The organism is Flavobacterium xizangense, assembly GCF_054075145.1.
This window is the reverse complement of the sequence record NZ_JBSIPG010000001.1, coordinates 285366-312070: the sequence shown is the minus strand read 5'-3', so window position 1 is coordinate 312070 and position 26705 is coordinate 285366. Positions and strand designations below refer to the sequence as shown.

The 26705-nt window shown below is 33.3% G+C and carries 29 protein-coding genes and 1 pseudogene; 14 read left to right on the top strand and 16 right to left on the bottom strand.

All coding sequences use genetic code 11. The features are described from left to right. Positions 1-130: 130 nt before the first annotated feature. Positions 131-1288, bottom strand: a complete 1158-nt coding sequence (locus ACWA1B_RS01335; protein ID WP_456904053.1) for an iron-containing alcohol dehydrogenase — start codon at positions 1286-1288, stop codon at positions 131-133. Positions 1289-1458: 170 nt separating this feature from the next. Continuing rightward, a complete protein-coding gene (locus tag ACWA1B_RS01330; RefSeq protein WP_456904051.1) occupies positions 1459-2220 on the bottom strand; it encodes a type 1 glutamine amidotransferase domain-containing protein in 762 nt (253 codons plus the stop codon). An 86-nt stretch (positions 2221-2306) separates the two neighbouring features. Between ACWA1B_RS01330 and ACWA1B_RS01325 the strand changes: the two genes are divergently transcribed. From ACWA1B_RS01325 to ACWA1B_RS01265, 13 genes and pseudogenes are all read left to right on the top strand, one after another. Next, positions 2307-3212, top strand: a complete 906-nt coding sequence (locus tag ACWA1B_RS01325; protein ID WP_456904049.1) for a LysR family transcriptional regulator — start codon at positions 2307-2309, stop codon at positions 3210-3212. Positions 3213-3279: 67 nt separating this feature from the next. Then, positions 3280-3345 (top strand): annotated as a pseudogene (locus ACWA1B_RS01320) (PKD domain-containing protein); the annotation flags it as partial. Between the two features lie 183 nt (positions 3346-3528). Then, the gene (locus tag ACWA1B_RS01315; RefSeq protein WP_456904047.1) at positions 3529-4221 is read left to right on the top strand and encodes an NUDIX hydrolase; all 693 of its coding nucleotides are present in this window, start codon (positions 3529-3531) and stop codon (positions 4219-4221) included. Positions 4222-4295: 74 nt separating this feature from the next. Further along, on the top strand, positions 4296-5129 hold the full coding sequence (gene prs / locus ACWA1B_RS01310; RefSeq protein ID WP_456904046.1) for a ribose-phosphate diphosphokinase: 834 nt from the start codon (positions 4296-4298) through the stop codon (positions 5127-5129). Then, positions 5126-5653 (top strand): NADAR family protein, encoded by a 528-nt coding sequence (locus tag ACWA1B_RS01305; RefSeq protein ID WP_456904044.1) that lies wholly within the window; start codon positions 5126-5128, stop codon positions 5651-5653. The genes prs and ACWA1B_RS01305 overlap by 4 nt, the downstream gene beginning before the upstream one ends. A 3-nt stretch (positions 5654-5656) precedes the next feature. Continuing rightward, positions 5657-6070, top strand: coding sequence for an ADP-ribosylation/crystallin J1 (locus tag ACWA1B_RS01300; protein ID WP_456904043.1), 414 nt, complete (start codon positions 5657-5659; stop codon positions 6068-6070). Further along, complete coding sequence (locus ACWA1B_RS01295) at positions 6067-6573, top strand: O-acetyl-ADP-ribose deacetylase (protein ID WP_456904041.1); 507 nt, start codon at positions 6067-6069, stop codon at positions 6571-6573. Before ACWA1B_RS01300 ends, ACWA1B_RS01295 begins: the two co-directional genes overlap by 4 nt. Before the next feature lie 129 nt (positions 6574-6702). Further along, positions 6703-7350, top strand: a complete 648-nt coding sequence (locus ACWA1B_RS01290) for a DUF4291 domain-containing protein (RefSeq protein WP_456904040.1) — start codon at positions 6703-6705, stop codon at positions 7348-7350. Then, the gene (locus tag ACWA1B_RS01285; RefSeq protein WP_456904038.1) at positions 7343-7897 is read left to right on the top strand and encodes an RNA 2'-phosphotransferase; all 555 of its coding nucleotides are present in this window, start codon (positions 7343-7345) and stop codon (positions 7895-7897) included. The genes ACWA1B_RS01290 and ACWA1B_RS01285 overlap by 8 nt, the downstream gene beginning before the upstream one ends. Next, positions 7894-8625: a metallophosphoesterase family protein gene (locus ACWA1B_RS01280; protein ID WP_456904036.1), complete on the top strand. Its 732-nt coding sequence runs from the start codon at positions 7894-7896 to the stop codon at positions 8623-8625. Before ACWA1B_RS01285 ends, ACWA1B_RS01280 begins: the two co-directional genes overlap by 4 nt. Continuing rightward, positions 8603-9082, top strand: a complete 480-nt coding sequence (locus ACWA1B_RS01275) for a nucleoside 2-deoxyribosyltransferase domain-containing protein (RefSeq protein WP_456904034.1) — start codon at positions 8603-8605, stop codon at positions 9080-9082. The genes ACWA1B_RS01280 and ACWA1B_RS01275 overlap by 23 nt, the downstream gene beginning before the upstream one ends. Before the next feature lie 14 nt (positions 9083-9096). Next, positions 9097-10038 carry an ADP-ribosylglycohydrolase family protein gene (locus ACWA1B_RS01270; RefSeq protein ID WP_456904032.1) on the top strand — a complete coding sequence of 314 codons (942 nt, stop codon included), beginning with the start codon at positions 9097-9099 and terminating at the stop codon, positions 10036-10038. A 6-nt stretch (positions 10039-10044) separates the two neighbouring features. Continuing rightward, on the top strand, positions 10045-11514 hold the full coding sequence (locus ACWA1B_RS01265; RefSeq protein WP_456904031.1) for a nicotinate phosphoribosyltransferase: 1470 nt from the start codon (positions 10045-10047) through the stop codon (positions 11512-11514). 188 nt (positions 11515-11702) lie between these two features. On the opposite strand, the gene nadD is transcribed toward ACWA1B_RS01265, so the two are convergent. From nadD to ACWA1B_RS01245, 4 genes are all read right to left on the bottom strand, one after another. Beyond that, positions 11703-12284, bottom strand: a complete 582-nt coding sequence (nadD, locus tag ACWA1B_RS01260; protein WP_456904030.1) for a nicotinate (nicotinamide) nucleotide adenylyltransferase — start codon at positions 12282-12284, stop codon at positions 11703-11705. 111 nt (positions 12285-12395) lie between these two features. After that, positions 12396-12968 carry a guanylate kinase gene (gmk, locus tag ACWA1B_RS01255; RefSeq protein ID WP_035652996.1) on the bottom strand — a complete coding sequence of 191 codons (573 nt, stop codon included), beginning with the start codon at positions 12966-12968 and terminating at the stop codon, positions 12396-12398. A gap of 54 nt (positions 12969-13022) precedes the next feature. Beyond that, positions 13023-13883 (bottom strand): YicC/YloC family endoribonuclease, encoded by an 861-nt coding sequence (locus ACWA1B_RS01250; protein ID WP_456904028.1) that lies wholly within the window; start codon positions 13881-13883, stop codon positions 13023-13025. 94 nt (positions 13884-13977) lie between these two features. Then, the gene (locus ACWA1B_RS01245) at positions 13978-14325 is read right to left on the bottom strand and encodes an arsenate reductase family protein (protein ID WP_343538169.1); all 348 of its coding nucleotides are present in this window, start codon (positions 14323-14325) and stop codon (positions 13978-13980) included. Between the two features lie 78 nt (positions 14326-14403). On the opposite strand from ACWA1B_RS01245, the gene ACWA1B_RS01240 reads away from it, so the two are divergent. Next, positions 14404-14859 (top strand): DinB family protein, encoded by a 456-nt coding sequence (locus ACWA1B_RS01240; protein WP_456904026.1) that lies wholly within the window; start codon positions 14404-14406, stop codon positions 14857-14859. 34 nt (positions 14860-14893) lie between these two features. Here ACWA1B_RS01240 and ACWA1B_RS01235 read toward each other — a convergent pair whose 3' ends face one another. The 10 genes from ACWA1B_RS01235 to hppD all read right to left on the bottom strand — a co-directional run bounded on the left by ACWA1B_RS01235 (position 14894) and on the right by hppD (position 26700). Further along, a complete protein-coding gene (locus tag ACWA1B_RS01235) occupies positions 14894-15376 on the bottom strand; it encodes a septal ring lytic transglycosylase RlpA family protein (protein WP_456904025.1) in 483 nt (160 codons plus the stop codon). 82 nt (positions 15377-15458) lie between these two features. Continuing rightward, positions 15459-15881, bottom strand: coding sequence for a hypothetical protein (locus ACWA1B_RS01230; RefSeq protein ID WP_035653017.1), 423 nt, complete (start codon positions 15879-15881; stop codon positions 15459-15461). A gap of 105 nt (positions 15882-15986) precedes the next feature. Continuing rightward, complete coding sequence (locus ACWA1B_RS01225; protein WP_456904023.1) at positions 15987-18827, bottom strand: TonB-dependent receptor; 2841 nt, start codon at positions 18825-18827, stop codon at positions 15987-15989. Positions 18828-19140: 313 nt separating this feature from the next. Further along, the gene (gene pgi, locus ACWA1B_RS01220) at positions 19141-20784 is read right to left on the bottom strand and encodes a glucose-6-phosphate isomerase (RefSeq protein ID WP_456904021.1); all 1644 of its coding nucleotides are present in this window, start codon (positions 20782-20784) and stop codon (positions 19141-19143) included. 136 nt (positions 20785-20920) lie between these two features. Beyond that, positions 20921-21583 carry a hypothetical protein gene (locus tag ACWA1B_RS01215; protein ID WP_456904019.1) on the bottom strand — a complete coding sequence of 221 codons (663 nt, stop codon included), beginning with the start codon at positions 21581-21583 and terminating at the stop codon, positions 20921-20923. 53 nt (positions 21584-21636) lie between these two features. Further along, complete coding sequence (locus ACWA1B_RS01210; RefSeq protein ID WP_456904018.1) at positions 21637-22257, bottom strand: hypothetical protein; 621 nt, start codon at positions 22255-22257, stop codon at positions 21637-21639. 31 nt (positions 22258-22288) lie between these two features. Then, complete coding sequence (locus ACWA1B_RS01205; protein WP_456904016.1) at positions 22289-23509, bottom strand: peptidoglycan DD-metalloendopeptidase family protein; 1221 nt, start codon at positions 23507-23509, stop codon at positions 22289-22291. A 34-nt stretch (positions 23510-23543) separates the two neighbouring features. Beyond that, the gene (locus tag ACWA1B_RS01200) at positions 23544-24476 is read right to left on the bottom strand and encodes a tryptophan 2,3-dioxygenase family protein (RefSeq protein ID WP_142451494.1); all 933 of its coding nucleotides are present in this window, start codon (positions 24474-24476) and stop codon (positions 23544-23546) included. Next, positions 24476-25246, bottom strand: coding sequence for a DUF3108 domain-containing protein (locus tag ACWA1B_RS01195; RefSeq protein WP_456904014.1), 771 nt, complete (start codon positions 25244-25246; stop codon positions 24476-24478). The genes ACWA1B_RS01200 and ACWA1B_RS01195 overlap by 1 nt, the downstream gene beginning before the upstream one ends. Before the next feature lie 293 nt (positions 25247-25539). After that, positions 25540-26700 (bottom strand): 4-hydroxyphenylpyruvate dioxygenase, encoded by a 1161-nt coding sequence (gene hppD, locus ACWA1B_RS01190; RefSeq protein WP_456904848.1) that lies wholly within the window; start codon positions 26698-26700, stop codon positions 25540-25542. Between the last annotated feature and the right edge of the window lie 5 nt (positions 26701-26705).

The following is a 26705-nucleotide window of genomic DNA, read 5'->3' as shown; positions in this document are numbered from 1 at the left end:
ACTGTTTATAAATTAAAATTTTAATGAGTTTAATAAAAATTGAGTTAGTTAGTTTTGTTTTAGTATTGTGAAAAGGCGTTCCTAAAGTTACTTTAAGAACGCCTTTTCTGATTTAGTTAATTTTTAAAGTTTAATAACTCAATTCTACGATTGATTTTACTTTTTCTAACGTAACCAATTGATTTTCGCCTAAACCTTTCCAGCCTCTTTCGTCAAAACGATTTACAATAAAATCTGCTGTATTTGAGTATTCTCTTGTGTATTGCGAAAGTTTGGTGTCCATTCCCATTGTGTGGAAAAACTCAACGGTTTTGTTGATTGCTTCTTTTGCCACTTCGTCATCTGAACCTGTTAGATTGAAAATGCGTCTTCCGTATTGAGCCAGTTTTCCTTTTTTAGTTTCAAACATTACGGTATACAAACTTGGGCCAATAATTGCCAAAGTTCTTGCATGGTCAATTTCGTATAAAGCTGTCAATTCGTGACCAATCATATGTGTTGCCCAATCGCTTGGAACACCTTTTTGAATTAATCCGTTTAAAGCCATTGTACAGCTCCACATAAAGTTAGAAGCCAAAGTATAATCTGTTGGATTTTTGACTACACCAGGACCAACCTGAATTAAAGTCTGTAAAATTCCTTCTGCAATTCTGTCTTGAAGAAAAGCATCATGCGGATACGTCAAGTATTGCTCCATAACATGGGTATAAGCATCTACAACACCGTTTTCGATTTGTCTTTTTGGTAAAGAAGCTATTACAGTTGGGTCGCAAATGGAGAATTGAGGAAATAAAGCGCTTCCGCCAGAAGCTAATTTTTCCTGAGTTGCTTCAATAGTTATCACGTAGCCAGAATTCATTTCACTTCCTGTTGCCGGAAGTGTCAAAACGGTTCCAAAAGGTATTGCGTTTTCTTTAATCAAAATTCTTTTTTGAAGAATATCAAGCGGATTTCCTTCGAAATTAACAGCGCCAGAAATAAATTTCACTCCATCAATTACAGATCCACCACCAACAGCAAGAATAAAATCGATTTTTTCTCTTTTTATTATATCGACAGCTTTCATTAAAGTTTCAAATCGTGGATTTGGTTCGATTCCGCCAAATTCCACAATTTCAAATCCTTTTAGATTTTGGATTACCTGATCGTAAATTCCGTTTTTAAAAATACTTCCGCCGCCATAAGCCAATAATATTTTAGCATTTTTTGGAACTAAAGTCGAAAGCTTTTCTATTTGCCCTTTTCCGAAAATTAAATTCGTCGGATTATACAATTCAAAGTTTAGCATTTTTTTTAAGGTTCTAAGATGCTAAGGTTCTGGAGATTCTAAGTTTTTACTTAGCGTCTGAATCTTAGTATCGGGTTATTATTCTTTGTAATTATTATTAAATACCGAATTCTTAAGTAGCTATGATTAAAAGAACTTAGAATCTTAGCCACTCAGAACCTTAGTACCTTTTATTTTAATTTTTTTAGCAATTTTCCAGCGACCAATTTAGATGAAGCTGGATTTTGTCCTGTGATTAAAAGTCCGTCTTCAACTGCGTATGGCTGCCAGTTTGGTCCTTTTGAAAAAATTCCGCCGTTTGATGCTAAAACGTCTTCTAATAAAAACGGAACTACTTTTGTCAATCCTACTGCTTCTTCCTCTTCATTAGTAAAACCGGTTATTTTTTTCCCTTTTACCAGATATTGCCCATCAACTTTTACGTTTTTCAAAACGGCAGGCGCATGACAAACAAAAGCAACTGGTTTTTTATGATTGTAAAAAGATTCGATTAAAGTGATCGAATTTCTGTCTTCTACTAAATCCCAAAGCGGACCGTGACCTCCTGGGTAAAAAACCGCATCGTAATCTTTTTGATTTACTGTTGAAAGTTTTAACGTATGTTTTAGTTTTTCTTGTAAAACTTTATCTGCATCAAAACGTTTTGTGTCTTCAGTTGCTGAAGCTGGATCAGAGCTTTTTGGATCAATTGGTGGTTGGCCTCCAAGCGGAGATGCAATTGTTATTTCAACTCCCTGATCTAATAATTCGTAATAAGGCGCAGCTAGTTCTTCTGACCAAAATCCGGTTTTTTCTCCTGTGTTGCCCAGTTTATCATTGCTGGTCACAACAAATAATACTTTTTTCATACCTTTTTTATTTGATTTTTGTGCCAATGCAGAAATGCTTGTGGCTGTAATTGCAATTATTGCGAGTAGTGCTATTTTTTTCATAAGATTAAATTTTTTGACAAATTTACGTCTTAAGTGATATCAGTAAAAATAAAATAAACTATGTTTGTCATAAATAAATTTATGTCATGGTCAATTTAGAATGGTACAGAACTTTTAAGGCAGTCTATAAAAATGGAAATTTTTCTGTCGCTGCAAAAGAGTTATTTATGAGCCAGCCAGCCGTAAGTCAGCAGATTTCTATGCTTGAAGCTCATGTTGGGAATAAATTATTTAATCGAAAGTCAAAGGGCGTAGAACCAACTGAATACGCTAAGTTACTGAATAATTTAATAATAGACGCGCTTGACAGACTCGAAAGTGTTGAAACTGGTTTCAGGGCAAAGGCAGAAGATGCAAACCGATTAATTTCGGTTGGAATTTCAAGACATTTATTTGACTGCGTTGGAGCTCTTTTAATTGCAAAATTTGATTTAATAGATTTTACTTTTGCAGAAAATGATGAACTTTTTGCCTTAGTGGATGCTAAAAAATTAGATTTTGCCATTACCACAAAAAGATTTGACACTTTTGATACTACTTATGAAATTGTCGGCAAAATTAAATTGATTCTTGTTGCTCCAACGAGTTTGGATATAACGGAATTCCGCCAAAAATTAAAAGCAGATGATTTCAATGAAATAGAGCAATGGCTTAATGCACAAAAGTGGTATAGTCACGACGCTCGTATTCCGCATATAAAACTGTTCTGGTTGCATGCTTTCAATAAAAAAAGACCATCGATGGTTCCGAATTACATTATTCCTTCAGAATCTGAAATGCTTAGACTTTTAGCTAAAAATGAGGGAATAGCTGCCACATGGAATTGTAATGCCAGAAATTTTATTAAAGAAAATAAGCTCCAGTTAGTTTGGAACAGTTTTCATGTTCCTGAAGAATTTGTGTATTTATTGACTCCAAAAAACAATAATTTGAAATCTTTTTTTGATATTATTGAGAAAGAATTAAAACTGTTCTTTGGAAATAGATTATAGTTTGAAAATGAATTATTCCGCTATTTATAACGGAACTGAAACTCTGACTTTTGTTAAATAGGATTTTGGAGACGGAACCACAGGAATTGGAACTGAAGTTACTCATACATACACTGCTGAGGGAACATACTAAGTAAAAGCTGAGGTAACGATAAGTAAAGATGCTGCGACATGTACTTCGGTTCCTAAGCGAAGTGTTACTATAAATTAGATAAAAAAGTTATTTAATGAGAGTCAATTTTGTAATTTATGTTTCAGCATTAAATTATAAAATTGACTCTCATTCGTTATATTTGTTCGAATATGATTTTTAAGTATGGAAAAATTGCAAAATATTAGAATTGCTGTTGATGCTATTGTCTTTGGTTATAAAAGCAGTGGTTTATATGTATTGTTAATCGAACAGCAATTTGGTTCTTCAGAGAAATATTGGGCTTTGCCGGGAGGTTTAGTTCAGGACAATGAATCTTTGAAAGATGCAGTTATTCGAGAATTGCATGAAGAAACCAATGTGCAATTGACTTTTATGGAACAATTGTACACATTTGGAGATGATATTAATCGCGATTCCAGAAATCGCGTTATTTCGGTGGCATACTATGCTTTAATTGATGCCTCAAATTTGGAAATTAAAGCCGATACTGATGCCGAAAGAGTACAATGGTTTAAAATTGATGAAATTCCGTCTCTGGCATTTGATCATAATTTAATTTTAAAAAAAGGTATCGAAAGGCTAAAAGCAAAACTGACTTATGAACCCATTGGATTCGATTTGCTGCCGGAAGAATTCTTGTTTTCGGATCTTGAAAACCTATATTGTACCATTTTAGAAAAAGAAATTGACCGACGAAACTTCAGAAAAAAAATTCTCAGCTACGGAATTTTAGAGCAAACGGATAATTTTTCTCCTATAAAAAACGGAAGACCAGCAAAACTTTTTAGATTCAATAAGTTGAAATATAACGAGTTAATTGATAATGGCTTTCACTTCGAAATAAAGTTTGCGTAATTTTTACACAAAATAAATTGTTTATTTAAAATTTAATTCTACATTTGCGTATAATTAACGCAAACTAAAAAACCATGATACTAAATCTCGACCCAAAATTCGCTCCTTTCCAAAATCAGAAAGAAATCAAATTTCAAAGTTTTACATTTTCTGGAGGAGAACCACACATAAAAATTAATCCCAATTTTGATAGCAATCAAAAAATAACAATTACACACAGATTAAATTCTTTCAACAATTTAGGTTTGTTGTGTATTACAGTTGATGCTTTACGCAGAATGGACGTTAAAATCATCGATTTGTTTATTCCGTATTTCCCTGCTGCAAGACAAGATCGTGTTATGATTCCCGGCGAACCTTTATCTGTAAAAGTGTATGCTGATATTATAAACGGACTTCAGTTGAACAAAGTTTTTGTTTTTGATGCACATTCTGAAGTTACTCCGGCTTTGGTAAACAATTGTACTGTAATTCCGAACCATACCTTTATTCAGCAGATTTTAAAAATCATTGGTGAAAACGTAAAATTAATTTCTCCAGATGGAGGAGCTTTAAAGAAAATCTACAAAGTTTCTGAATTTTTAGGCGGAATTGATGTGGTAGAATGCAGTAAAAGCCGAGACGTAAAAACAGGTAAATTATCTGGTTTTAAAGTTTATGAAGACGATTTAAACGGAATTGACTGCTTAATTGTAGATGACATTTGCGACGGCGGCGGAACTTTTGTTGGACTTGCCGAAGAATTAAAAAAGAAAAATGTCGGAAAATTATACTTAGCGGTAAGCCACGGAATTTTCAATAAAGGTTTTGAAGTTCTGGATTGCTTTGACAAAATCTTTACCACAAATTCTTTCAAAGATTTTGATGATGAAAGAGTTTTCCAAATCAAATTAGATCAATTAATATGAAATACAATATTCAAGATATAGCTCCAGAAAGTAAGTTTTTATTTTTCTGGGGACATCAGGCTAATAAAGACGGAAAAATTACCAAAACCTGTTTCAGTCAATGGTGGTTAAGTTCTTTTAAAGTTGAAAAAGTAACCTATAAAACGGCTGAACACTGGATGATGGCAAAAAAAGCAGAATTGTTTCAGGATGAAGAAATCTTAGAAAAAATTCTAGAAGCAGATTCTCCGGCCGAAGCCAAAAAGTTAGGAAGAGAAGTTAGAAATTATGACGAAAAACTTTGGTTAGAAAACCGATACGAGATTGTAAAACAAGGGAATTATCATAAGTTCAGTCAGAATCGGGATTTAAAAACATTTTTACTAAATACAAAAGATCGGGTTTTAGTTGAAGCAAGTCCGGTTGATCCAATTTGGGGAATTGGAATGGCGAGCGATCATACAGATGCTTCAAATCCTGAAAAATGGAAGGGGTTGAATCTTTTAGGTTTTGCTTTGATGGAAGTTAGGAATGAATTGAAATAAATTATGGAAACAACAAGATTATATCGTCCGGTTGGATTGAAAGAAATGGAGCTTATTGCAGATTTGGATTACAAAGCCTTTCCACCAAGATTAGATTGGCAGCCCATTTTTTATCCTGTAATGAATCAACAATATGCAGAACAAATTGCTTTAGAATGGAATACCGTTGATGAATTTTCAGGTTTTATTGCAATAGTCACCGCTTTTGAAGTCAAAACCTCTTTTTTGGAGAAATATGAAGTTCAAAATGTAGGCGATAAAAATCATAACGAACTTTGGATTCCGTCAGAAGATTTAAACGATTTCAATTCTAATATTATTGGAGAAATTGAAATAGTAAAAGTGGATTTCACAGATCGTTCAGTAATAAGTTCAAATGTCGGACTAAGGAACAAATTAAATGAATTTAAAAAATGATTTTAGAACTTCTAAAAGCAGATATAACAGAGATTCAGGTTGATGCGATTGTAAATGCTGCAAATACTTCTTTGTTGGGTGGAGGCGGAGTTGACGGCGCGATTCACAGAAAAGGAGGAAAAGCAATTTTAGATGAATGTATTCAGATTCGAAATAAACAAGGCGGCTGTAAAACGGGTGAAGCGGTTATAACAACCGCAGGAAACCTACCTTCTAAATATGTTATTCATACTGTTGGCCCGGTTTGGAATGGCGATAAAGAAGAGAAATCAAAATTGTTAGCTGATTGTTATAAAAATAGTTTAAACCTTGCTATTCAAAACGGAATAAAAACTATTGCTTTCCCGAATATTAGTACTGGTATTTATCATTTTCCGAAAGATAAAGCAGCAGAAATAGCAGTAAGAACGGTAAAAGATTTTGAAAGAATTTCAGAAATAGAAAAGGTAATTTTTGTCTGCTTCGATGATGAAAATTATCAGATTTACAAAAACATTTTATAGATGTTCCATAGGAACATTTCATCGGTAGAATAAAATGTTATCAGGTTGTATTTACGTTCCATAGGAACGTTTGATCAACAAAATAATGATTAAAAAATAAACACAATCACGTTATTGTGTATTTACAAAATGAAAATAGAATTAAAAAAATATAACGAGCAAATAGAAGAATGGCCAAAATCAGGTTATCATATAATGGCTCAATACGATGATAAAGAAATAATTGTTTATCAGTCGTACAGAAAAGAAATAGGCGAATTTGCCGCAAAGAATCAGTTTTTTGGAGGAGCATTCAGTTTGGAAAGAATGACATGGATTAAACCAAATTTCCTTTGGATGATGTATCGAAACGGCTGGGGAACTAAAGAAAGACAAGAAGTAGTTTTAGCAATTCATCTTAAAATAGATGCATTTCAAAAGTACTTGCAAAATGCAGTTTATTCTACTCACGATTCATCACTTGGGAAAAGTTATGAAGAATGGCAGACAGAAGTAAAAACATCTTCGGTAAGATTGCAGTGGGATCCAGATCATGATCCTTACGGAGGAAAATTAGAAAGAAGAGCAATACAAATTGGTTTAAGAGATGATTTTATTAAATCTTTTGCCAAAGAAGATATTCTGCTAATTGAAGATATTTCAGGTTTTGTACAAGAACAATATGAGTTTGTTCAGAAAAAACAATTGGAAAATCTGTTGATTCCTGCCGAGAAGCCTTTGGTCTTTCAAGATGAAGAATTGAATAAAAAACTAAAAATTTCTGGAAATCATGAATGAAAATACAGCAAAAACAGTAAGTAAATTTCTAAGTTTAGTACTTAGACATTCACCAGAAAAAATCGGATTAAAACTAGACGAAAACGGCTGGGCAGATGTTGAAGAATTAATTATAAAATGTAATAAAAAAGGAAGTCAAAATCAGATGACTGCCGAACTTTTAGATTACGTTGTAGAAAACAATGATAAAAAACGTTTCGCTTATAACGAAGATAAAACCAAAATCCGTGCAAGTCAGGGACATTCTATTTCGGTTGAACTGAATTTATCGGAAACAGAACCTTCAGAATATTTATACCATGGAACCGTTGGAAAGTTTATGGAAAACATCCAGAAAGAAGGTTTGAAAAAAATGAGCCGTCAGCACGTACATCTTTCCAAAGACAAAGAAACGGCAATAAAAGTAGGAAGCAGACGTGGAGTTCCTCAAATTTTAACCGTTAGAAGCGGAGCAATGCACAGAGACGGATTCAAATTTTATTTGTCTGAAAATAACGTTTGGCTTACGGATGAAGTTCCGGCAAAGTATATCGAATTTAAATCATGAAAAGAACTTTAGTTTTTGGAGATATTCACGGCGGATTAAAAGCATTAATTCAGTTATTAGAAAGTATTGATTATTCTCAAAATGACAGATTTATTTTTCTGGGAGATTATGTCGATGGTTGGAGCGAATCAAAACAATTAATTGATTTTCTTATTGATTTATCCCAAAAACAAGAATGCATTTTTATAAAAGGGAATCATGATGCCTGGTGTCAGGAATGGTTAGAAAAAGATATCGTAAATGATATTTGGTTTTTAGATGGAGGAAAATCGACTATAGAAAGTTATACCGATATTGAGTCTTCGGAAAAAGAAAAACATCTTCATTTTTTCAACGCTATGAAAGATTACTTTGTAGATGAAAATAATAATTTGTTTATTCACGCAGGTTTTTCATCCATGCATGGACCAGAAAAAGAACATTACAAAACAAACTATTCTTGGGACAGAACACTTTGGGAAATGGCTTTGACAATGGATAAGAGAATCAAAAAAGATTCACTTTCGTACCCAAAAAGATTATTACTTTATAATGAAATTTATATTGGGCATACACCAACACTTCATTATAATGTTGAAGTGCCAATGCAAGGTTGTAATGTGTGGAATATTGATACTGGAGCTGGTTTTTATGGAAAATTAACTTGTATTGATGTAGAAAAAAAGAAATTTTGGCAGAGTGATGTTGTGCAGACATTTTATCCAAATGAAAAAGGAAGAAATAAATAGAGTAATGAAAAGAATTTACAAAGCACCGGAAGACATTCCTTTACACATCGATGCAAAAACCATTTTTCTGGCTGGTTCAATAGAAATGGATAAAGCAATAAACTGGCAAAAACACTGCGAAGAATTGTTGCAAGATCAATTTGTAATTTTTAATCCAAGAAGAAGCGAGTGGGACAGCAGCTGGTCGCAAACCATAGAAAATCCTAATTTTAAAGAGCAAGTCAATTGGGAACTTAATGCATTAGAAAGAGCAGATATAATTATTATGTTTTTTGCAGAAAATACTATGTCACCCATATCGTTACTTGAATTTGGACTTTATGCTCAAACCAATAAAATGAAAGTTGTGGTAGAGGAAAATTTTTGGAGAAAAGGAAACATTGATATTGTATGTAATAGATATTCAGTAGAACAGTTTAAAACATTGGACGAGTTAATACAAAATTTACTTGACTGAAAGAAAGCGAAGGAATGATCAAAAATAAAATAGAATCAGGTTTATTTGGGTTAGCTATCGGTGACGCTTTGGGAGTTCCTGTTGAATTTAAATCAAGAACTTATTTAAAAGGAAATCCTGTTGCTGATATGTTTGGTTTTGGTACACACCGTCAACCAGAAGGGACATGGAGTGACGATAGTTCTCTTGCTTTTTGTTTGGCCGAAAGCTTATGCAAAGGTTTTGACTTAAATGATATAGCCAAAAATTTTGTCAGATGGTATAGCGAAGAATTATGGACTCCGCATGGGAAAGTTTTTGATATTGGAATAGCTACTAGACATGCAATTCTTAATATAGCAAAAGGACATGAGCCTGATTTATGTGGCGGTTTTTCTGAAGGAGACAATGGGAATGGTTCATTAATGCGTATTTTGGCTTTGACCTTTTATCTTCAAAAAGAAAAAGATATCGAAGTAATTTATAAAACGGTTAAGCAAGTTTCGTCTATAACCCATGCTCATTTTCGTTCTGTATTTTCATGTTTCATATATGTAGTGTATTGCTTAGAAATTTTAAAAGGGAATGATAAAATAGAAGCTTACACGAGGATGCAAGATATTATATCTGAATTTTTAAAGGATAAGAAATTTAATCCTTTGGAAATTCAGTTATTCGATAGAATTTTAAAGAATGATATTTCACAATATCTTGAAGAACATATTTATTCATCAGGATATGTGCTTCATAGTTTAGAAGCCAGTTTATGGTGTTTTTTAAATTTGAACACCTACGAAGGTACTGTTTTAAAAGCCGTTAATTTAGGAGAAGATACCGATACTACAGGTGCAATTGCAGGAGGTTTGGCCGGTATTTATTATGGAATTGAAAATATTCCAAATAAATGGATTGAAAAATTAGTAAGATCTAATGATATAAAAGATTTAGCAGAACGATTAACAGAAAAATTAAAATAAAAATATATGAACCCATTATTACTAACTGACGGTTACAAAGTTGACCACAGAAGACAATATCCAGACGGAACAACAATTGTATACTCTAACTGGACACCTAGAAAATCTAGAATTGAAGGACTTGACGAGGTTGTGTTTTTCGGACTTCAGTATTTCATCAAAAAATATATTATTCACGATTTTGAAGAATATTTTTTTAAAAAACCAAAAGAGGAAGTCGTTAAAAAATATGCGAAAAGAATCAATAACTATTTGGGAGAAAACCAAGTTGGTACAAAACATATCGAGGATTTACACGATTTAGGATATATTCCAATGGTCTTTAAAGCTTTGCCAGAAGGGGCAAGCGTTCCGTTGAGAGTACCAATGTTTACGATGTATAATACAATTCCGGAATTTTTTTGGTTGACCAATTATTTTGAAACATTACTTTCTGCGGTGGTTTGGTTGCCTTGTAATTCAGCAACATTAGCAAAAGAATACAGAAAAGTTTTGGATAGATACGCAGCAGAAACTTCATCTGCACCAGAATTTGTAGATTGGCAGGCACACGATTTCTCAATGCGAGGAATGGGTGGAATTGAAGCTTCAGTAACTTCAGCTGCGGGACATTTATTAAGCTTTACAGGATCTGATACAATTCCGGCAATTGATTTCTTAGAAGAATATTACAATGCCAATTCAGATTTAGAGCTTGTCGCAGGTTCAGTAGCGGCAACAGAACATTCTGTAATGTGTATGGGAACAACTGAAGGAGAATATGAAACTTTCAAAAGGTTAATTACAGAAGTATATCCAAAAGGAATTGTTTCTATCGTTTCTGATACTTGGGATTTATGGAAAGTTTTGACGGATTATCTTCCGAGATTAAAAGAGGAAATCGTCTCAAGAGAAGGTAAAGTTGTGATTCGTCCTGATAGCGGCGATCCAGTAGATATTATCTGCGGAAATCCAAATGGAAAAACAGAACAAGAGAAAAAAGGAGTTATTGAATTACTTTGGGATGTTTTTGGAGGTACAACAAATGCTAAAGGTTTTAAAGAATTGGTTCCACAAATCGGAGCTATTTATGGAGATAGTATTACACTAGCTAGAGCAACACAAATCTGCGAAAGATTAAAAGCCAAAGGATTTGCTTCTACAAATGTTGTTTTAGGAATTGGATCTTTCACCTATCAATATAACACGAGAGATACTTTTGGTTTTGCAATGAAAGCAACTTATGGAGAAGTAAACGGTGAGGGAAGAGCCATTTTCAAAGATCCAATTACAGATGACGGAACGAAAAAATCGGCTAAAGGATTAATGAAAATTGATTTAATTGACGGGAAATATTATCTAACTGATAATGTTTCCTGGGAAGAAGAAAAACAAGGCGATTTGAAAGAGGTTTTCAGAGATGGGAAACTTTTGATTGATCAATCACTGAGTGAGATTAGAACGAGAGTGAAAAACGAAGTAAGTATCGAAGCTTAATTATAGCAACAAGCCTGAATTTTAAATTCAGGCTTTTTTTTTGTAATACGTTTTACGTTTTATTTGTCATTTCGACGAAGGAGAAATCTTCGCAAATAACTCCAACCTGTAAATCGCCAATCTTTGTAGAGTTTCTAACGAAGATTTCTCCTTCGTCGAAATGACAATATTGGGTATAATCTATTCGTCTACTTCTTATAAAAATTATTATGGTCAATATACTCCCAAACCTTCGGAGGAAGTAGAGGCTGAATATTTTTCCCTTCTTTAATATTATTTCTAATAAAAGTCGAAGAAATTTCTACGATAGGTGCGTCAATTACATGAATTTTGGGATGTGATTTTAATTCCGTATTTTCAGGTTCATCTGAAATTCTTGGATACACATAAATATCATGATTTTCAAGAATCACTTCATAATTTCTCCATTTATGAAACGTTTTCAGATTGTCTTCACCCATAATTAATGAAAACTCATGATTTGGATATTTTTCCTGTAAATGAGCGAGCGTGATTACGGTATAACTCGGCTGAGGTAATTTAAACTCAATATCCGATGGTTTTATCTTCGGGTAATCTTCCGTTGCCAGAAAAACCATTTGCAAGCGTTGTTGGTCGTCTAATAAAGTTGCTTTCTTCTTTAGTGGATTATGCGGTGTAACGACCATCCAAATTTGATCTAAATCTGCATATTCTGCCATATGATTGGCAATAATCAAATGACCAACGTGTATAGGATTATAAGTTCCGAAATATAGACCTATTTTCATTTTTTATAGTTTCACAGAGATTCGCTAAGATAGCACAAAGATTCGCAAAGTTTAAAATAATACTTTTGCGAATCTCTGTGTTTTTTCTTTGTGTATTTCTGCGGAATAAAATTATTTATTTACGAAAGCCTTCACTAATTGATAAGCTTCTTCTTTTGCAGTATCTAAATCGTAGTTTTTGATGATAGTATCAAATTGAGGCGCTGTTGCTAATTCAACAGAAGCTTTAGCAATTCGCATATTGATTTTGTCATCACTTTCTGTTGATCTTTGTTTTAAGCGGCGTTTAAGTTCGTCTACACTTGGAGGTTTTACAAAAACAGCTAAAGTTTGTTCCGGAAATTTATGTTTGATTCGAAGACCGCCGGCAACATCAATATCAAAAATTACATTTTTTCCTAAAGCCCAGATTCTTTCAATTTCGGCTTTCAAAGTCCCGTAAAAATTATCTCGGTAAACTTCTTCCCATTCTAGGAATTCTTCCGCTTTAATGTGTTTTTTGAATTGTTCCAGCGAAATAAAATAATAATCTTTTCCGTGTTCTTCTTCTCCGCGTGGGTCGCGTGAAGCCGCTGAGATTGAAAATTCTAAGTTTAAATCTTCTTTCCCTAGTAAATGTTTTACTATAGTTGTTTTTCCTGATCCTGATGGCGCTGAAAAAACAATTAATTTTCCTTTGTTCATTGTGTATGCTTTAGGCTTTAAGCATATGCTTTAAGCTTTAATATTCTGTAGTATTTACAAGACGTTCAATACCTGCTCCTTAATCTTCTCCAGTTCATCTTTCATCATTACAACCAATTTTTGCATTTGTGCATGATTTGATTTTGAACCCATCGTATTGATTTCACGTCCCATTTCCTGAGTAATGAAACCAAGTTTACGGCCGTTTGCTTCAGTTCCGTTTAAAGTTTCCAGGAAATAGTCCAAATGATTCGTTAAACGCACTTTTTCTTCAGTAATATCTAGTTTCTCTAGATAATAGATTAATTCCTGCTCAAAACGATTTTCATCGACATTTACTTGTAATTCTGAAATCGCAGTTTGTAGACGGTCTTTGATAGCTTGTACACGTTCCGGATCAAGTGCTAAAGCGTCATCCATATATTGACGAATATTTCCAATTCGTAAGTTAAATTCTTTTTCAAGAGATGCTCCTTCGTCTTTTCTAAAACTTAAAATGTTCTGGATTGCTTCGTCAATTGTAACCTGAATTTGATCCCAGTCATTTTCATCAATTTCTTCACGTTCTGTTTTTAATGTATCCGGCATACGAACAGCCATTTTCATTAATTCAGTAACGTCGGCATCAGGATAAACTTCTTGCAATTGCGCAATATAATTTTTTACAACAGGAACATTTACTTTAGTTGAAGTCTGTTCAGCTGTGCTTTCAATATAAATACCGAAATCTATTTTACCTCTTTCAAGTTTCGTCGAAATCAAAGTTCTTAAACCTAATTCCATTTCGCGGTAAACCGATGGCATTCGCACATTTAAATCTAAACCTTTGCTGTTTAGAGATTTTACTTCAACCGTAATTTTTTTTGTAGGCAATTGCAAAGAAGCTTTGCCAAACCCTGTCATAGAATGTATCATATAATTGAGTATAAAGGCGCAAAGATAAATAAAAGTTTGCTGCTTTGTGTTCTAAATTGTTAATCAGTTTCGTACAGGAAGGTTTTTATTTTTCTTACGATAATGCTTTGATAACTTCAGCAACATTTTTTTGGCTGTTGCCAATGTAAATTTTGCCATCAATTATAAAAACCGGACGACTTAAAAAAGTGTAATGTTCTAGAATGTATTTTTTAAAATCAGCTTCTGTCAGATTTTTGTTTTTTAAATCCATTGATTTATATAATTGTGCTTTCTTGCTAAATAAAGCTTCATAGCTTCCCGAAAGTTTGTACATTTCTTCAAGTTCCGTTTCCGTAATCGGATTTTGTCTGATGTCTTGAAAAACCAGATTATTTTCAGGCAAACTTTTGATGATTTTGCGGCAAGTATCGCAAGAGGCGAGGTAATATATTTTGTTCATTTTTTGTGAATTTTGTTAGAATGCAAAGAAAATCCATTTGAAACTTAAAATTGATTATTTTTAGAAAAAAATATAATTATGGACTCAGTTTTTGAAGTACACAAAACCATTAGAGAAAATCTTTTGAAGGTTTTAGACAATCATTCATTAGAGCAATTGAATAAAATTCCGGAAGGATTTAGTAACAATTTGATTTGGAACATTGCACATTGTGTGTCATCACAGCAAGTTTTGGTTTATAAATTATCCGGTTTGCCAACATTGGTTTCGGAAGAATTTATTGCTAAATATAAAAAAGGCACAAAACCTGAAGGTGATGTTTCGCAAGCCGAAGTTGATGAAATCAGGAATTTGCTTTCAGCTACTTTAACACAAACGGAAAAAGATTTTGAAGAAAATGTTTTTGTTAGTTACAATGAATATTTAACAAGCATGGGATTTACATTACGCAATGTTGAAGATGCTTTGAATTTTAATAATTATCACGAAGGCATTCACACCGGAATTGTGTGGAGTATTAGAAAATTTGTTTAAACGAAAAAATCCTGCATTAAGCAGGATTTTTTATTTATTCTATAATAGTTTCAATTGTTACTTTCATAGCGCCGGCACCTTTACTTTTTGTAATCTCCATAAATGCTCTTTTTGAAAGATCTATTTCACGGGTTTTTACAAAAGGACCACGATCGGTTATTTTTACAATTACAAACTTTCCATTTGCTTCATTGGTCACTTTAACGCGGGTTCCAAAAGGAAGTTTTTTGTGTGCAGCGGTGTATTTACTATTGCTGAAGCGACTTCCATCAGCAGTTTTTTTGCCATTAAAACGATCTGCATAGTAGGAGGCATGAGCGTTTTTTTTGTAGGTTTTCAATTTTAATCCTTTGTCCGTAAAAACGGAATCTGTTGGCAGTGGAATTAAATTTGGTTTTGTCAGGGTGTCTTGAGCCTTTGGCTCAATTACTGGCTTGGTTTGGCTTATAACGTAGGTAAAACAACTTATAAAAGCTGCCGTAAGCATTGTGAGTATATACTTTTTCTTATTTCTCATGGGTTATTTTTTTCAGACTTGGGGAGTTTGTACAAATAATATGCCATTATAAAAAAAGTCCTACAAATTTAGGACTTTTTTATTAGAACCAAAGGTTCCATGGAATTCTGCTTAAAATAAGCAATAAACCTAAACCATAAAAAATAGCAAACGTCTTAAACTTTGCTTCGCTATTGATAAGTTTTTTATGTTTAGACCATCCGATAGTAATCAGGATGATCGCTATAATATTGATAAGAGGATGTTCAAGTGATGTAAGTCTAAGTTCAGCATTCGACATTTGCCCGAAAGCTGCTTTCCCTAAAGGAGATACAAAGTAAAGAATAAGACCAATCAATAATTGTGTGTGAGTTCCAATTAAGGCAAATAACGAAATTTTGCGGTCTTTGGCAGTAAATTCTTTTTTAGAATTGAGGCCAATTAGCGCATTCACGACAGCAACTAAAAGAAGCAATAATGCTAAGTAAGCCCAGCCCGAGTGAAGTTCTTTTAAAAAATGATCCATAAATTATATTTTTTGTTTTAAACAAATATAGAAAAAAAGGCCATAAAAAAAACGGCATTAAACTAAAAGTCAATGCCGTTTTATTATTTATTAAGATTCTAAATTTTAGAAATCGTAACGTAGTGAGAAGTTCCAAGTTCTTCCGAATCCGAAGAATACTTGGTTAGCATCAGCTACTCCTTTGTACAATCTGTTGTTTGAAGCGTAAGTTCCTAAAGCTGGATTTGTTGAGCTTACATTGTCATCAGCGAAAATGTTTGTTCTTGACTCAGCAATATACGTTCTGTCAAATACGTTGTTGATGTTTAATCTGAAGTTTACAGATTTATCTTTGTTTTGACCAACTAACATTTTGTATGACCAACCAGCATCAACTAAACCGTAAGCAGGTAATTGTAAAGAGCCTTTGTTTGTTGGAGAAGTAAAGTTAATTGGGTTGATTCCAGCATATAAATTGTCATTGTAGTTGAAGTTAGCATCTAAAAAGAATCTTGTTAAAACTTCGTATGAAGCTCCTAAAGATGCTGTCATTTGAGCTGCATCACCAACTTTTACTCCATCCATGTAGATTTGAGTTGCAGTATATCCAGCAACTGGAGTGTTGTCAGCTGTATAGTAAGCGTTTACAGTAGCATTTCCTTTGTACTCCCAGATTCCGTAAGAGAACATACCTGTAATTCTTAATTTATCAGTAATGTTTGAACTACCTTCGAATTCAACTCCTGAGTGAACCTCGTTAAGACCTACATACTCAGTATAAGTTGTGTTTGCAGGAAGACCAGGAACAGCATTAGCTGGAAGAGCGTTACCTCTTAAGTATCTGTCATCCCAGTTTGTGTTGTAAAGGTTAACGTTTGCAGTAAAATATTTAGAACGGAATCCGTAACCTGCCTCAAATCCTAAGATTTTCTCGTTAGTTAAGTTAGGGTTAACTGTAGATCTGTTGTTAGGGTAAACTGAGTTAAAGAAAGGTTGCTTTGAGTAATAACCTGCATTAGCGAATACATTATGTTTTTCGTTAATGTTGTAGTTAGCTCCTCCTTTTACGTTTCCACCTAATACATTTTCGTATGGAGTAGATCTTAATGGATCTCCAGATTTATATACGAAATCATCTTCTCTTTTGTATCCTTGTTGAGAAACAGCTCCTTGAATAAAGGCACTTAAGTTATCTTTAGAGTACTCTAATTGAGTAAACAAACCGTACCATTTTACGTTACCTGTACTATTGAAAGCAATTTTTTCATAGTTTTTGTCTTGGAAAGGATTCCATTGAACACTTGTTGGGTAAGTAGTTGTAAGGTGTCTTCCGTTTGGTTTTAAATCTGCGATAGTGTTATCAAAATATTCTCCACCACCTAATAGATCATTTACAACTGTATAGTGGTATCCTTTATAAGTTCTTCCGTCAAAACCGAAATCTAAAGTTAAAGTATTAGATAGTTTTTTGTTTAAGTTGATTACAGCACCATACCAGTCATGAGAGTTGATAGATGAAGTTTGAGTAATACCTGATGTATTTGTAGATGTAGCTGCGTTGTAATCAGCATTAGATCCACTGAAATAAGCACTATTTTGGTAAACTCCACCAATTTGTGTTCTTGTCTGAGGACCAGTAAGACCTCCAATTGTAACAGTTTTTCCTGAGTTATAAGCGTAAATTTTATCGTAATCGATTAAACCGTCAGGTCTTCTGAAAGCCAATACGTCATTGTATGCTTTTCCTTTGATACCTCCAGTTGCACTAGCTCCAGCACCACGTCCCCAAGAAGCGTACAATACAGTTGAAAGTTTTGTAGTTTCGTTAATGTTGAAATCCCAGTTAAGAGATGCAATTGGCTTGTGGTAGTAATTTTTTCTGATGTTGTATTCTTCACCATTTAAATATCCTGTATCCGCATTGTATCTTGTGTTTGGATCTTCTTTAGTTCCATATTGTTGGTAAGTTGCAATAGTAGATGCAGTAGATCTTTGATTGTGCCATTGTGGAGCACCAGTTACTGTTAACTGAATATCGTGTTTGTCGTTTTTAGTTGTATATCCTAAAGCAACAAAATAGTTTGATCCTTCAAATTGAGTTCCTTGAACATATCCATCTCCCATTGTTTGAGATAACAATACAGAAGCTGAAAGTCCGTTGCTTAATTTTCCTGTACTGTATGAACCCTGAATTTTGAAGTTTCTAGCGTTTCCAAATCCAGAAGAGAAAGATCCACCTTCTTTTCTGTCAGAAGTTCTTGTGATCACGTTGATTGTACCACCTACAGAAGGTGTAGCAAGTTTAGAAGCTCCTAAACCTCTTTGAACTTGGATTACAGATGCAACATCTGATAAACCAGCCCAGTTACTCCAGTAAACAGAACCATTTTCCATGTCGTTAACTGGCATACCGTTGATCATAACCGCAATGTTGTTTTGGTTGAAACCACGAATGTTGATTCTAGAATCTCCAAAACCACCACCTGCTTTAGTAGCATAAACTGAAGGAGTGTTTTTTAAGATTTCAGGAAACTCTTGAGTTCCAAGTTTTTGCTGAATTTCAGCTGCTTTAATTGTAGATACAGCAACCGGAGTTTTTCTGTCTTTAGCAACGTCAATTACTGTACTTTTTACTACAATTTCGCTTAATTCGTTTGAATTAGATGCTAAAACAATCTCGCCTAAGTTTGTAGTTGAGCCATTTGATACTGTAAATTTTACAGTTTTGTTGTCATAACCGATGAAAGAGACAACAATCTCTCCTGAACCCGTTGTTGAAGTAATGGTAAATTTACCATCAAAATCTGTTGAAGTAGCTGTAGATGATCCTTTGATCGCTACGTTTGCTCCTGGTAGTGAACCGCCCGTTGCGTCGGTAATTGTACCAGTAACTTTTCCTTGAGAAAATACGGTTGAAACTATCATAAAAAATAGTCCAGTAAGTAACCAATTTTTCATTTTCTTCATTTGTTATTTAGTTTATTGTTTTTGGCAAAATTATAACATTAAAATCAGATAATGTTATCAAAATGTTAAGAAAAGTTAGTTTTGCGTTTTCTGTTGCGCATTAAAATGATTTTTTCTTTTATCATTAAATTAAATAATGTTTTTGTAAATTTTATCTACCGTATTTTGTTAAAATGATAATAATTTCAACAGCACTGTAGCTGTAAACTTTCAAATAACCCTCTTTTAGAGGTTGTAGCACTGTGTTTTGTATGAAAAAACGCCTTAATTTTAAGTAAATTAAGGCGTTTCAGTTGGTTGTAATTTTTTTGATTTACTTATTCTTCAAAAAGTGATTTAGTAAAAATGTTGTCGAGCTGTCGTGACTCTTAACAGTTTTAGAATTTATTTCATCCAGAATTGAATTTGCCAATTGTTTTCCTAATTCAACTCCCCATTGATCAAAACTGAAAATGTTCCAGATAATTCCCTGAACGAAAATTTTGTGTTCATATAATGCAATTAACGAACCTAAACTTTTTGGTGTTAACTTTTCAATCAAAATTGTGTTCGTTGGTTTGTTTCCCGTAAATACTTTGAAAGGCAATAAGTAAGAAGCTTTTTCTGCAGAAAGTCCTTGTTTGTCAAATTCGGTTTGAACTTGTGCAGGAGTTTTTCCATTCATTAAAGCTTCTGTCTGAGCAAAAAAGTTTGACATTAATTTGTCATGATGGTCTTCATTTCCGTAAAGTGGTTTTACAAATCCAATAAAATCAGTTGGGATTCTCTTTGTTCCTTGGTGAATTAATTGGAAAAATGCATGTTGTGAGTTTGTTCCCGGTTCTCCCCAGATAATGGTTCCAGTTTGATAATTTACAGGTTTTCCATCACGACCAACACTTTTTCCGTTGCTTTCCATTGTTGCTTGTTGTAAATATGGAGCCAATTTTGATAAATATTGTGTGTACGGAATCAAAGCTTCACTTTCGGCGCCATAAAAATTATTGTACCAAATACTTAATAAAGCTAAAATTACTGGAATGTTTTCGTCAAATTCTGCCGATTTGAAATGGTTATCCATATCATGAGCTCCAACTAATAATTGGTTGTAATTATCAAAACCAATTGCCAAAGCAATACTTAAACCAACTGCACTCCAAAGAGAAAATCTTCCTCCAACCCAGTCCCACATTGGGAAAACGTTGTCTGGATTAATTCCGAATTCTGTTACTTTTTGAATATTTGTAGAAACTGCGACGAAATGTTTTGCAATATCTTCTTGTGAAGCCGATTTCAAAAACCATTCTTTAATAGTTTCCGAATTTGAAAGTGTTTCCTGAGTGGTAAAAGTTTTTGAAACAATTAAAAATAATGTAGTTTCCGGATTTAACTTTTTTATTATTTCATTTACGTGGTCACCGTCAACATTAGAAACGAAATGTAAATTCAAATGATTTTTGTAGAATTGTAAAGCTTCAACCGCCATAACTGGTCCAAGATCTGAACCTCCAATTCCGATATTCACGATATCAGTAAAAGCTTTCCCTGTAAAACCTTTTCTTTCTCCCGAAATTACTTCGTTTGTGAAATTTTTGATTTTATTTTTTACTTCATAAACTTCCGGAATTACATTTTCTCCGTCAACATTAATTACTGCCGATTCCGGAGCGCGCAAAGCTGTGTGTAAAACAGCGCGATTTTCAGTTTTGTTGATTAATTCTCCTTCAAAATAATCAGCAATTGCATTTTTTAATCCAATAGAATTTGCCAATTCTAATAAAAGAGTAATAGTTTCCTGACTGATATTGTTTTTAGAATAATCTACTAAAAAGTCATTCCATTGTAAGTTGAATTTTTCAGCACGCGCATTATCCTGCTGAAATAATTCTTGTATCGTAGTTTCGTGAATTGCGTTATAGTGGTTTTGCAGATTTTTCCACGCCTCAGTCCCAGTTGGGTTTGTTGTGTTTAAAGCCATTTGTATTTTATTATGTGGTTTGTTTTTTTAGAAACACAAAAATACTGAAATAACTTTTAAAAGCTTAACGGTTCACGATTATATAACAATTAGTTACGAAAACGTTTTATGAATGCGGTTTGAAAATAATCAGTTTTTAAGATTTAGCTGCCATGATAATTTTGACTAAAAGTGCTAAAGGAAAAATTATCGTTCCAATAATAAAAATAGTTTTTCCGTGCTTTCGATCGTTCTCATTATAAGAATAAATACGTTCGCCGTTCGATAATGTTTTTTTAGAAGTCCAAAGAAGGTATCCAATAATAATTCCAAGGAAACCGCCTAAAACAGAAAATATATAACCAATGATAATCCATGACTTTTGAGGCTCTTCTGGTTTTGCTAAAATTTGTAAACGTTCTTTTTTTAAGGAAGCAAGCACTTCTGAATCGATATTTTTGCCTCGCTCGATTAAGAGTTTTTGAGCCAATTTGTAATCAAAAACATTCCATTCGTCCGATTTTAAAAGAACATCATATAATTCTTCATCTGAAAAACTTAAAAGGTAATGATCTTTGTCAACTTCATTTAGAATGCTTTCAGTGTCTTTTTCCAAAATAGCTTCGGCTTTTGCAAAATCAGCTGGGTCAATTTTTATTTCGTATTGATTTTGTAAAGTACTTCCTGAAAAAGTAATATCAACTGGAGCAATATTATCTGCTAAAACAGATTTAATATTATTTCTGTTTAATAATATTTCAAGTTCTTTGGCTTGGATGCGTGTTGGGAAACTCTTAAAAGCGATAAAATTTTCTGTCATTATTTGGGGAGGGTTTTTAATGTTTTTTATTTTATTCTTAAAAGTTTAATCTGTTACCAAACTTTCCACCAAGGCTTTTTGTTTACTTCGATGGTTTTCTTTTCTATGTCAATTTCAATTCTTTTTGGCGATTCCATTTTAATTTTAGAATCATCAAAAAAGAATTCACCATTATCACTCATTCCAATTGGGGATTTGGTTCTTTCTTTCCAATCTTCTGTTTGTAATTCTGGAATCAATTCGGAATCAATTTTAGAAGTGAATTTTTTTCTCGCTTTTTCTATAATTTCTTCTTCCAGATTTGAAGATGAATTTTTGAAAAGTGTCAAAGAATTGTCGGGAATGTTTAATAAGAAAACTTGAGTTTTATCTCCAATTTTATAAATATCCAAAATTTTAAAATAAGCAATTGTGTCCAAAAGAAAGTGACCAATTTTTGCCGAATCAGGATTAAATTTTGATAAATCTTTCGGATGTGCACTAGCAATCAAATACCTGAAATTTCCAGAAAGACCACCGCCAAGACAAGTCATATCGGTAAATCCTCTTTCCTGAATTATCTGTCCGACTTTATAATTTGAAATTAAGTTTTCAGAGAGATTGGTGTCTCTGTAAAATAATTTTAAACCTGAAAAAGTTTCCTTGTAAATCGCCTTAAGCCGAGCGTTTTTCATGTTTTTCTATTTTAAGAGTCAATTTTGAATTTTATAAATTTCCAATACTATCCAATTCTCTTTTCAAAGGTTCGATTTGTTTTGCAAAACGGGTTTTGTCATTTCCTGTCAGGGATTCTCCGGTTGGTAAATTCAAACGAAGCGCATCAACCTGAACGCCGTTTTTCCAGAAACGATAACAAACGTGTGGTCCTGAGGCTAAACCAGTACTTCCTACTAATCCAATAGTTTGTCCTTGTGTAACGCGCTGTCCGCGGCGAACCAAAATTTTGGACATATGCAAATATTGAGTAGAGTAGGTTCCGTTGTGTTTTACTTTTACAAAGTTCCCGTTTCCTGCGGTATAGCCAGTTGCTTCAACAACTCCAGATGCAGTCGTAGAAATTGGTGTTCCTGTTGGAGCTGCATAGTCTGTTCCTTTGTGCGCTTTCCAGGTATGTTGCACAGGATGAAATCTATTCATTGTAAATCTCGAAGTAATTCGGCTGAACTTGATTGGAGTTTTTAGGAAGAAATTTTTAAGTGTTCTTCCTTGGTCGTCGTAATATTCCACTTTTCCTGAAAGCGTATCTTTTTCAAAAGGAAAAGCATAAACGATTTTTCCTTTATATTCAAAAAATGCTGCTTCAAGTTCTTCAACGCCGTCATAGGTTTTTCCGTTGATAAATCTTTCAGTGAAAATTAATCCGTAACGATCACCTTTTTTAAGTTTGAAGAAGTCAATTGACCATGAAAATACTTTTGTAATTCTGCTTGCAAGTGCTGTTTCGACACTTTCATTTCCTAAAGTTTCTGAAAGAGAACTTTTTAAAACGCCGCCAATAATTTTTCTTTTTAAGGTTACTGGTTTTATTTTTTTATAAGCTTTTGCAATACTGTCTCTTACATCAATAACATAATACGTTAGTGCATCTGGCTGATAAATAAAAACCTGAAGATTGTTGGTTTTGTTTTTTGAACGAAGCAATGTAAAGGGTTTGCCGTAACGAATGCTTCTTACGTTGAAAGAATCTTTAACCTGCTCGACAATATCATGAACTTTGATATCGCCAATATTTTGACTCTGAAGTATTGATCCAAAAGAATCTCCTTTTGAAATGGTATCATTAACAACATTATAGTCTGCGTAATTAAACCCGAATTCTATTTTCTTGGTTTTTGGTTTGGTAATTTTGTTTTCAACTATTTCCTCTTTTTTATTACAGGAGAAAACAGAAAACAAGACTATTAAAATTACGACTGCTTTTTTCAAACTTTTTAATTTTTTTTTGGGAAACTAAAGTAGTTTATTCATTTCCCCAATTGGACAATTCTTCTTCGGTCCACAATTTAGGAAAAAAGATGCGTCTTTGGTATTTTGGATGCATATATTTTTGCCAGTCACTCCCCCCGGTCGCTTCTCCGTTGCCTTTTCCGCTTTCTAAAATATATTTTCTGGCAGTATTAAGATGCTGCATTACCCAGGTAATATTTACCGTTTTGTCATAATGGCGCATTGCGGCAATTAGTTCTGTATTTTGTTGATCTTCAATAGGAAGTTGTGTGAATTTTTGCCAAATATTTTTCGTTTTGAACGATGACATTTGCCTTAAAAACTGTTCTTTGTATTTTTTCTCAAACTCGTTAAGCAAGTATGATTTTTCTCCTGTTTGATAATCTTTTCCAGCTGCTTGCCAATACAAGTGTTCGAAACTGGTTTCTAAATCTGTATTTTCATCAAAATTTGCTTTGTATCTTCTGTCTGTTAAATTGATAACATCAGTCGATGCAAATTCGATCATTCTATATTGTGCACTTTGGAAACCACTTGCTGGAGTAAGTGTATTTCTGAATTTCATGTATTGATCGACATCCATCCCGTTTTCCATAATACTGAACGAATTGGTAAGCATGTCAAAATAACGTGTGATTCTTGAAAGTCTTTCGCTGAAAAAATCAACCTGAATATTTTCTGTTTCAGCAATTTGATCAATTTCCCACAAAATCATTTTAAAGATTAATTCGTTGACTTGATGGTACATAATGAAAACCATTTCGTCAGGAAGTGTGGTGCGTTGTATTTGTAAATTTAAAAGGGCGTCTGTTTGAATATAATCCCAATATGTAATAGGTTTGGACCAAAGCAATCCTTCTAACTGAACATCAGTTTTTTGATTTATAGCTTGGAATTTTTGATCAATTTCTTTTAAAATTGATTCTGAATGATCAGTAAGGTTCATTATTTTTTTGCTTTAAATGGATTTTTTAATCCTTTATATTCATCAAGATCTGCTTTGAGTGATCCCACGGCAAGATCCGCTTTAATTCTGATAGGAACTTTATTGTTGTCGTCTGTAATCCAGAGTGTTAAGCTTTCTTCTTCTTTAAAAACTCTTCCTTTCTGTACTGATGGCCTAAAAACCATCGTAGAAACGGTGCCAAATTTAGTTGTAATATCTTGACGGCCTATATATTTTAACTTAAATTTTGTGATTTCATCATCAAAAAACATGTCAATTGTAATGGCTTCTCCTGATTTTAATTTATCAATATTTGGATGATTTCTTAAGTAGTAAAATGAAGAAACAATATCTTGTACATTATCAGTAGTTACAATGGTCTTTTCAGATTTTCGTTTGTAATCTTTAACCAAAACTCTGTTTTCTGCCTGATTAAAAAAGCCTTCCTGATTTTTGGTATAACCGCCTTCATCAATTTTTCTCACATAACGATAGGGACTTCCGGTTTCTCTGTCAAAATAGCTTTCGTATAAATCTTCGACTTTAAAGAAAAATTTAGACATACCAGTTGTGTAACCTTTACCCACCGCATGGAAAACTTTTTTGTTATTTATTGTTGCATCTTTGATTTCGAGTGTAGCATATCCTGCGTTTATAATTCCGTAGTGAATTCTGAATTTAAAAAACTCTCCTGTATCGAAAGCGTCTTCTTTTTGTGAATCAAAACTAAAGGCTGTGAGGATGAATATAGTGAGGATTAATTTTTTCATAGTACTGTTTTACAAATATTTATGAGGATAATTGCAAATTCTATTCCAAATGTACCAAAACAAAAAAACTCAGTCAAGTAATGACTGAGTTTTTATGCTATTAACTAACCAAAAAACTATAAATTATGAAATTTATATCAATCCAAAAGGAAACCACCCCTTTTGTTTTGCGAGTGCAAAGATAGATAGAAAGTTCAAAAAAGAAATAGCAAAAGGCAAGTTTAACATAACATTTGCATAAAAATCAACGTTTTACAGAGAATTTTTCTGCATAATGTAAAAAATCAGCGTTTTTATAATGTTCCTCTCAATTCTTGTTCTCTTTCAATCGACTCAAAAAGGGCTTTAAAGTTACCTGCACCGAACCCTTTTGCTCCCATTCTTTGGATAATTTCAAAGAAAAGCGTCGGACGGTCCTGAACTGGTTTTGTGAATATTTGTAATAAATAGCCATCTTCATCGGCATCGACCATGATTGCTAATTTTTCTATTTCATTAATATCTTCTTTCATCATATCCATATGAACGCCCAATCTTTCAGGAATTGCTTGGTAATATGTATGTGGGGGAGCTGATAAAAATTCAACACCACGCGCTCTCAATTGTGATACAGTTTTAATAATATCATCTGTTGCGATTGCAATGTGCTGAATTCCAGGGCCGCCATAAAAATCTAAATATTCTTCAATCTGCGATTTTTTCTTTCCTTCGGCTGGTTCGTTGATTGGGAATTTTATTCTTCCGTTTCCGTTTGACATTACTTTACTCATCAATGCAGAATATTCTGTAGTAATTTGTTTGTCATCAAAAGAAAGGAAATTTACAAATCCCATTACGTCTTCGTAAAATTTCACCCAAGTATTCATTTCATTCCAACCCACATTTCCAACCATGTGATCAATATATTTTAATCCGGTTGGTTCTGGATTATAGTCTGATTTCCATTCTTTATAACCTGGCAAGAAAACCCCGTTATAGTTTTTTCTTTCTACAAAAATGTGAACAGTTTCTCCGTAAGTGTAAATTCCAGAACGGATAACTTGACCAAACTCATCTTCTTCAACAGTTGGCTCCATAAAAGAACGCGCGCCACGTTTCATTGTTTCTTCGTAAGATTTTGTAGCATCTTCAACCCAAAGTGCCGCAACTTTTACTCCATCGCCATGTTTTTTCAAATGTTCGTTGATTGGAGAATCAGCTGTTAAAGGCGTAGTCAAAACAATTCTGATTTTGTCTTGTTTCAAAACATACGATGCTCTATCTTTTACTCCAGTTTCTAATCCGGCATAAGCTAATGACTGATAACCAAAAGCGGTTTTATAATAATGTGCAGATTGTTTTGCATTTCCAACATAGAATTCTACATAATCTGTTCCCAATAATGGAAGGAAATCTTGTGCTCCTTCAAATATTTTTTCTAATCCGTATTCTACTGATTTTACTTGTTTCATAATTAGAT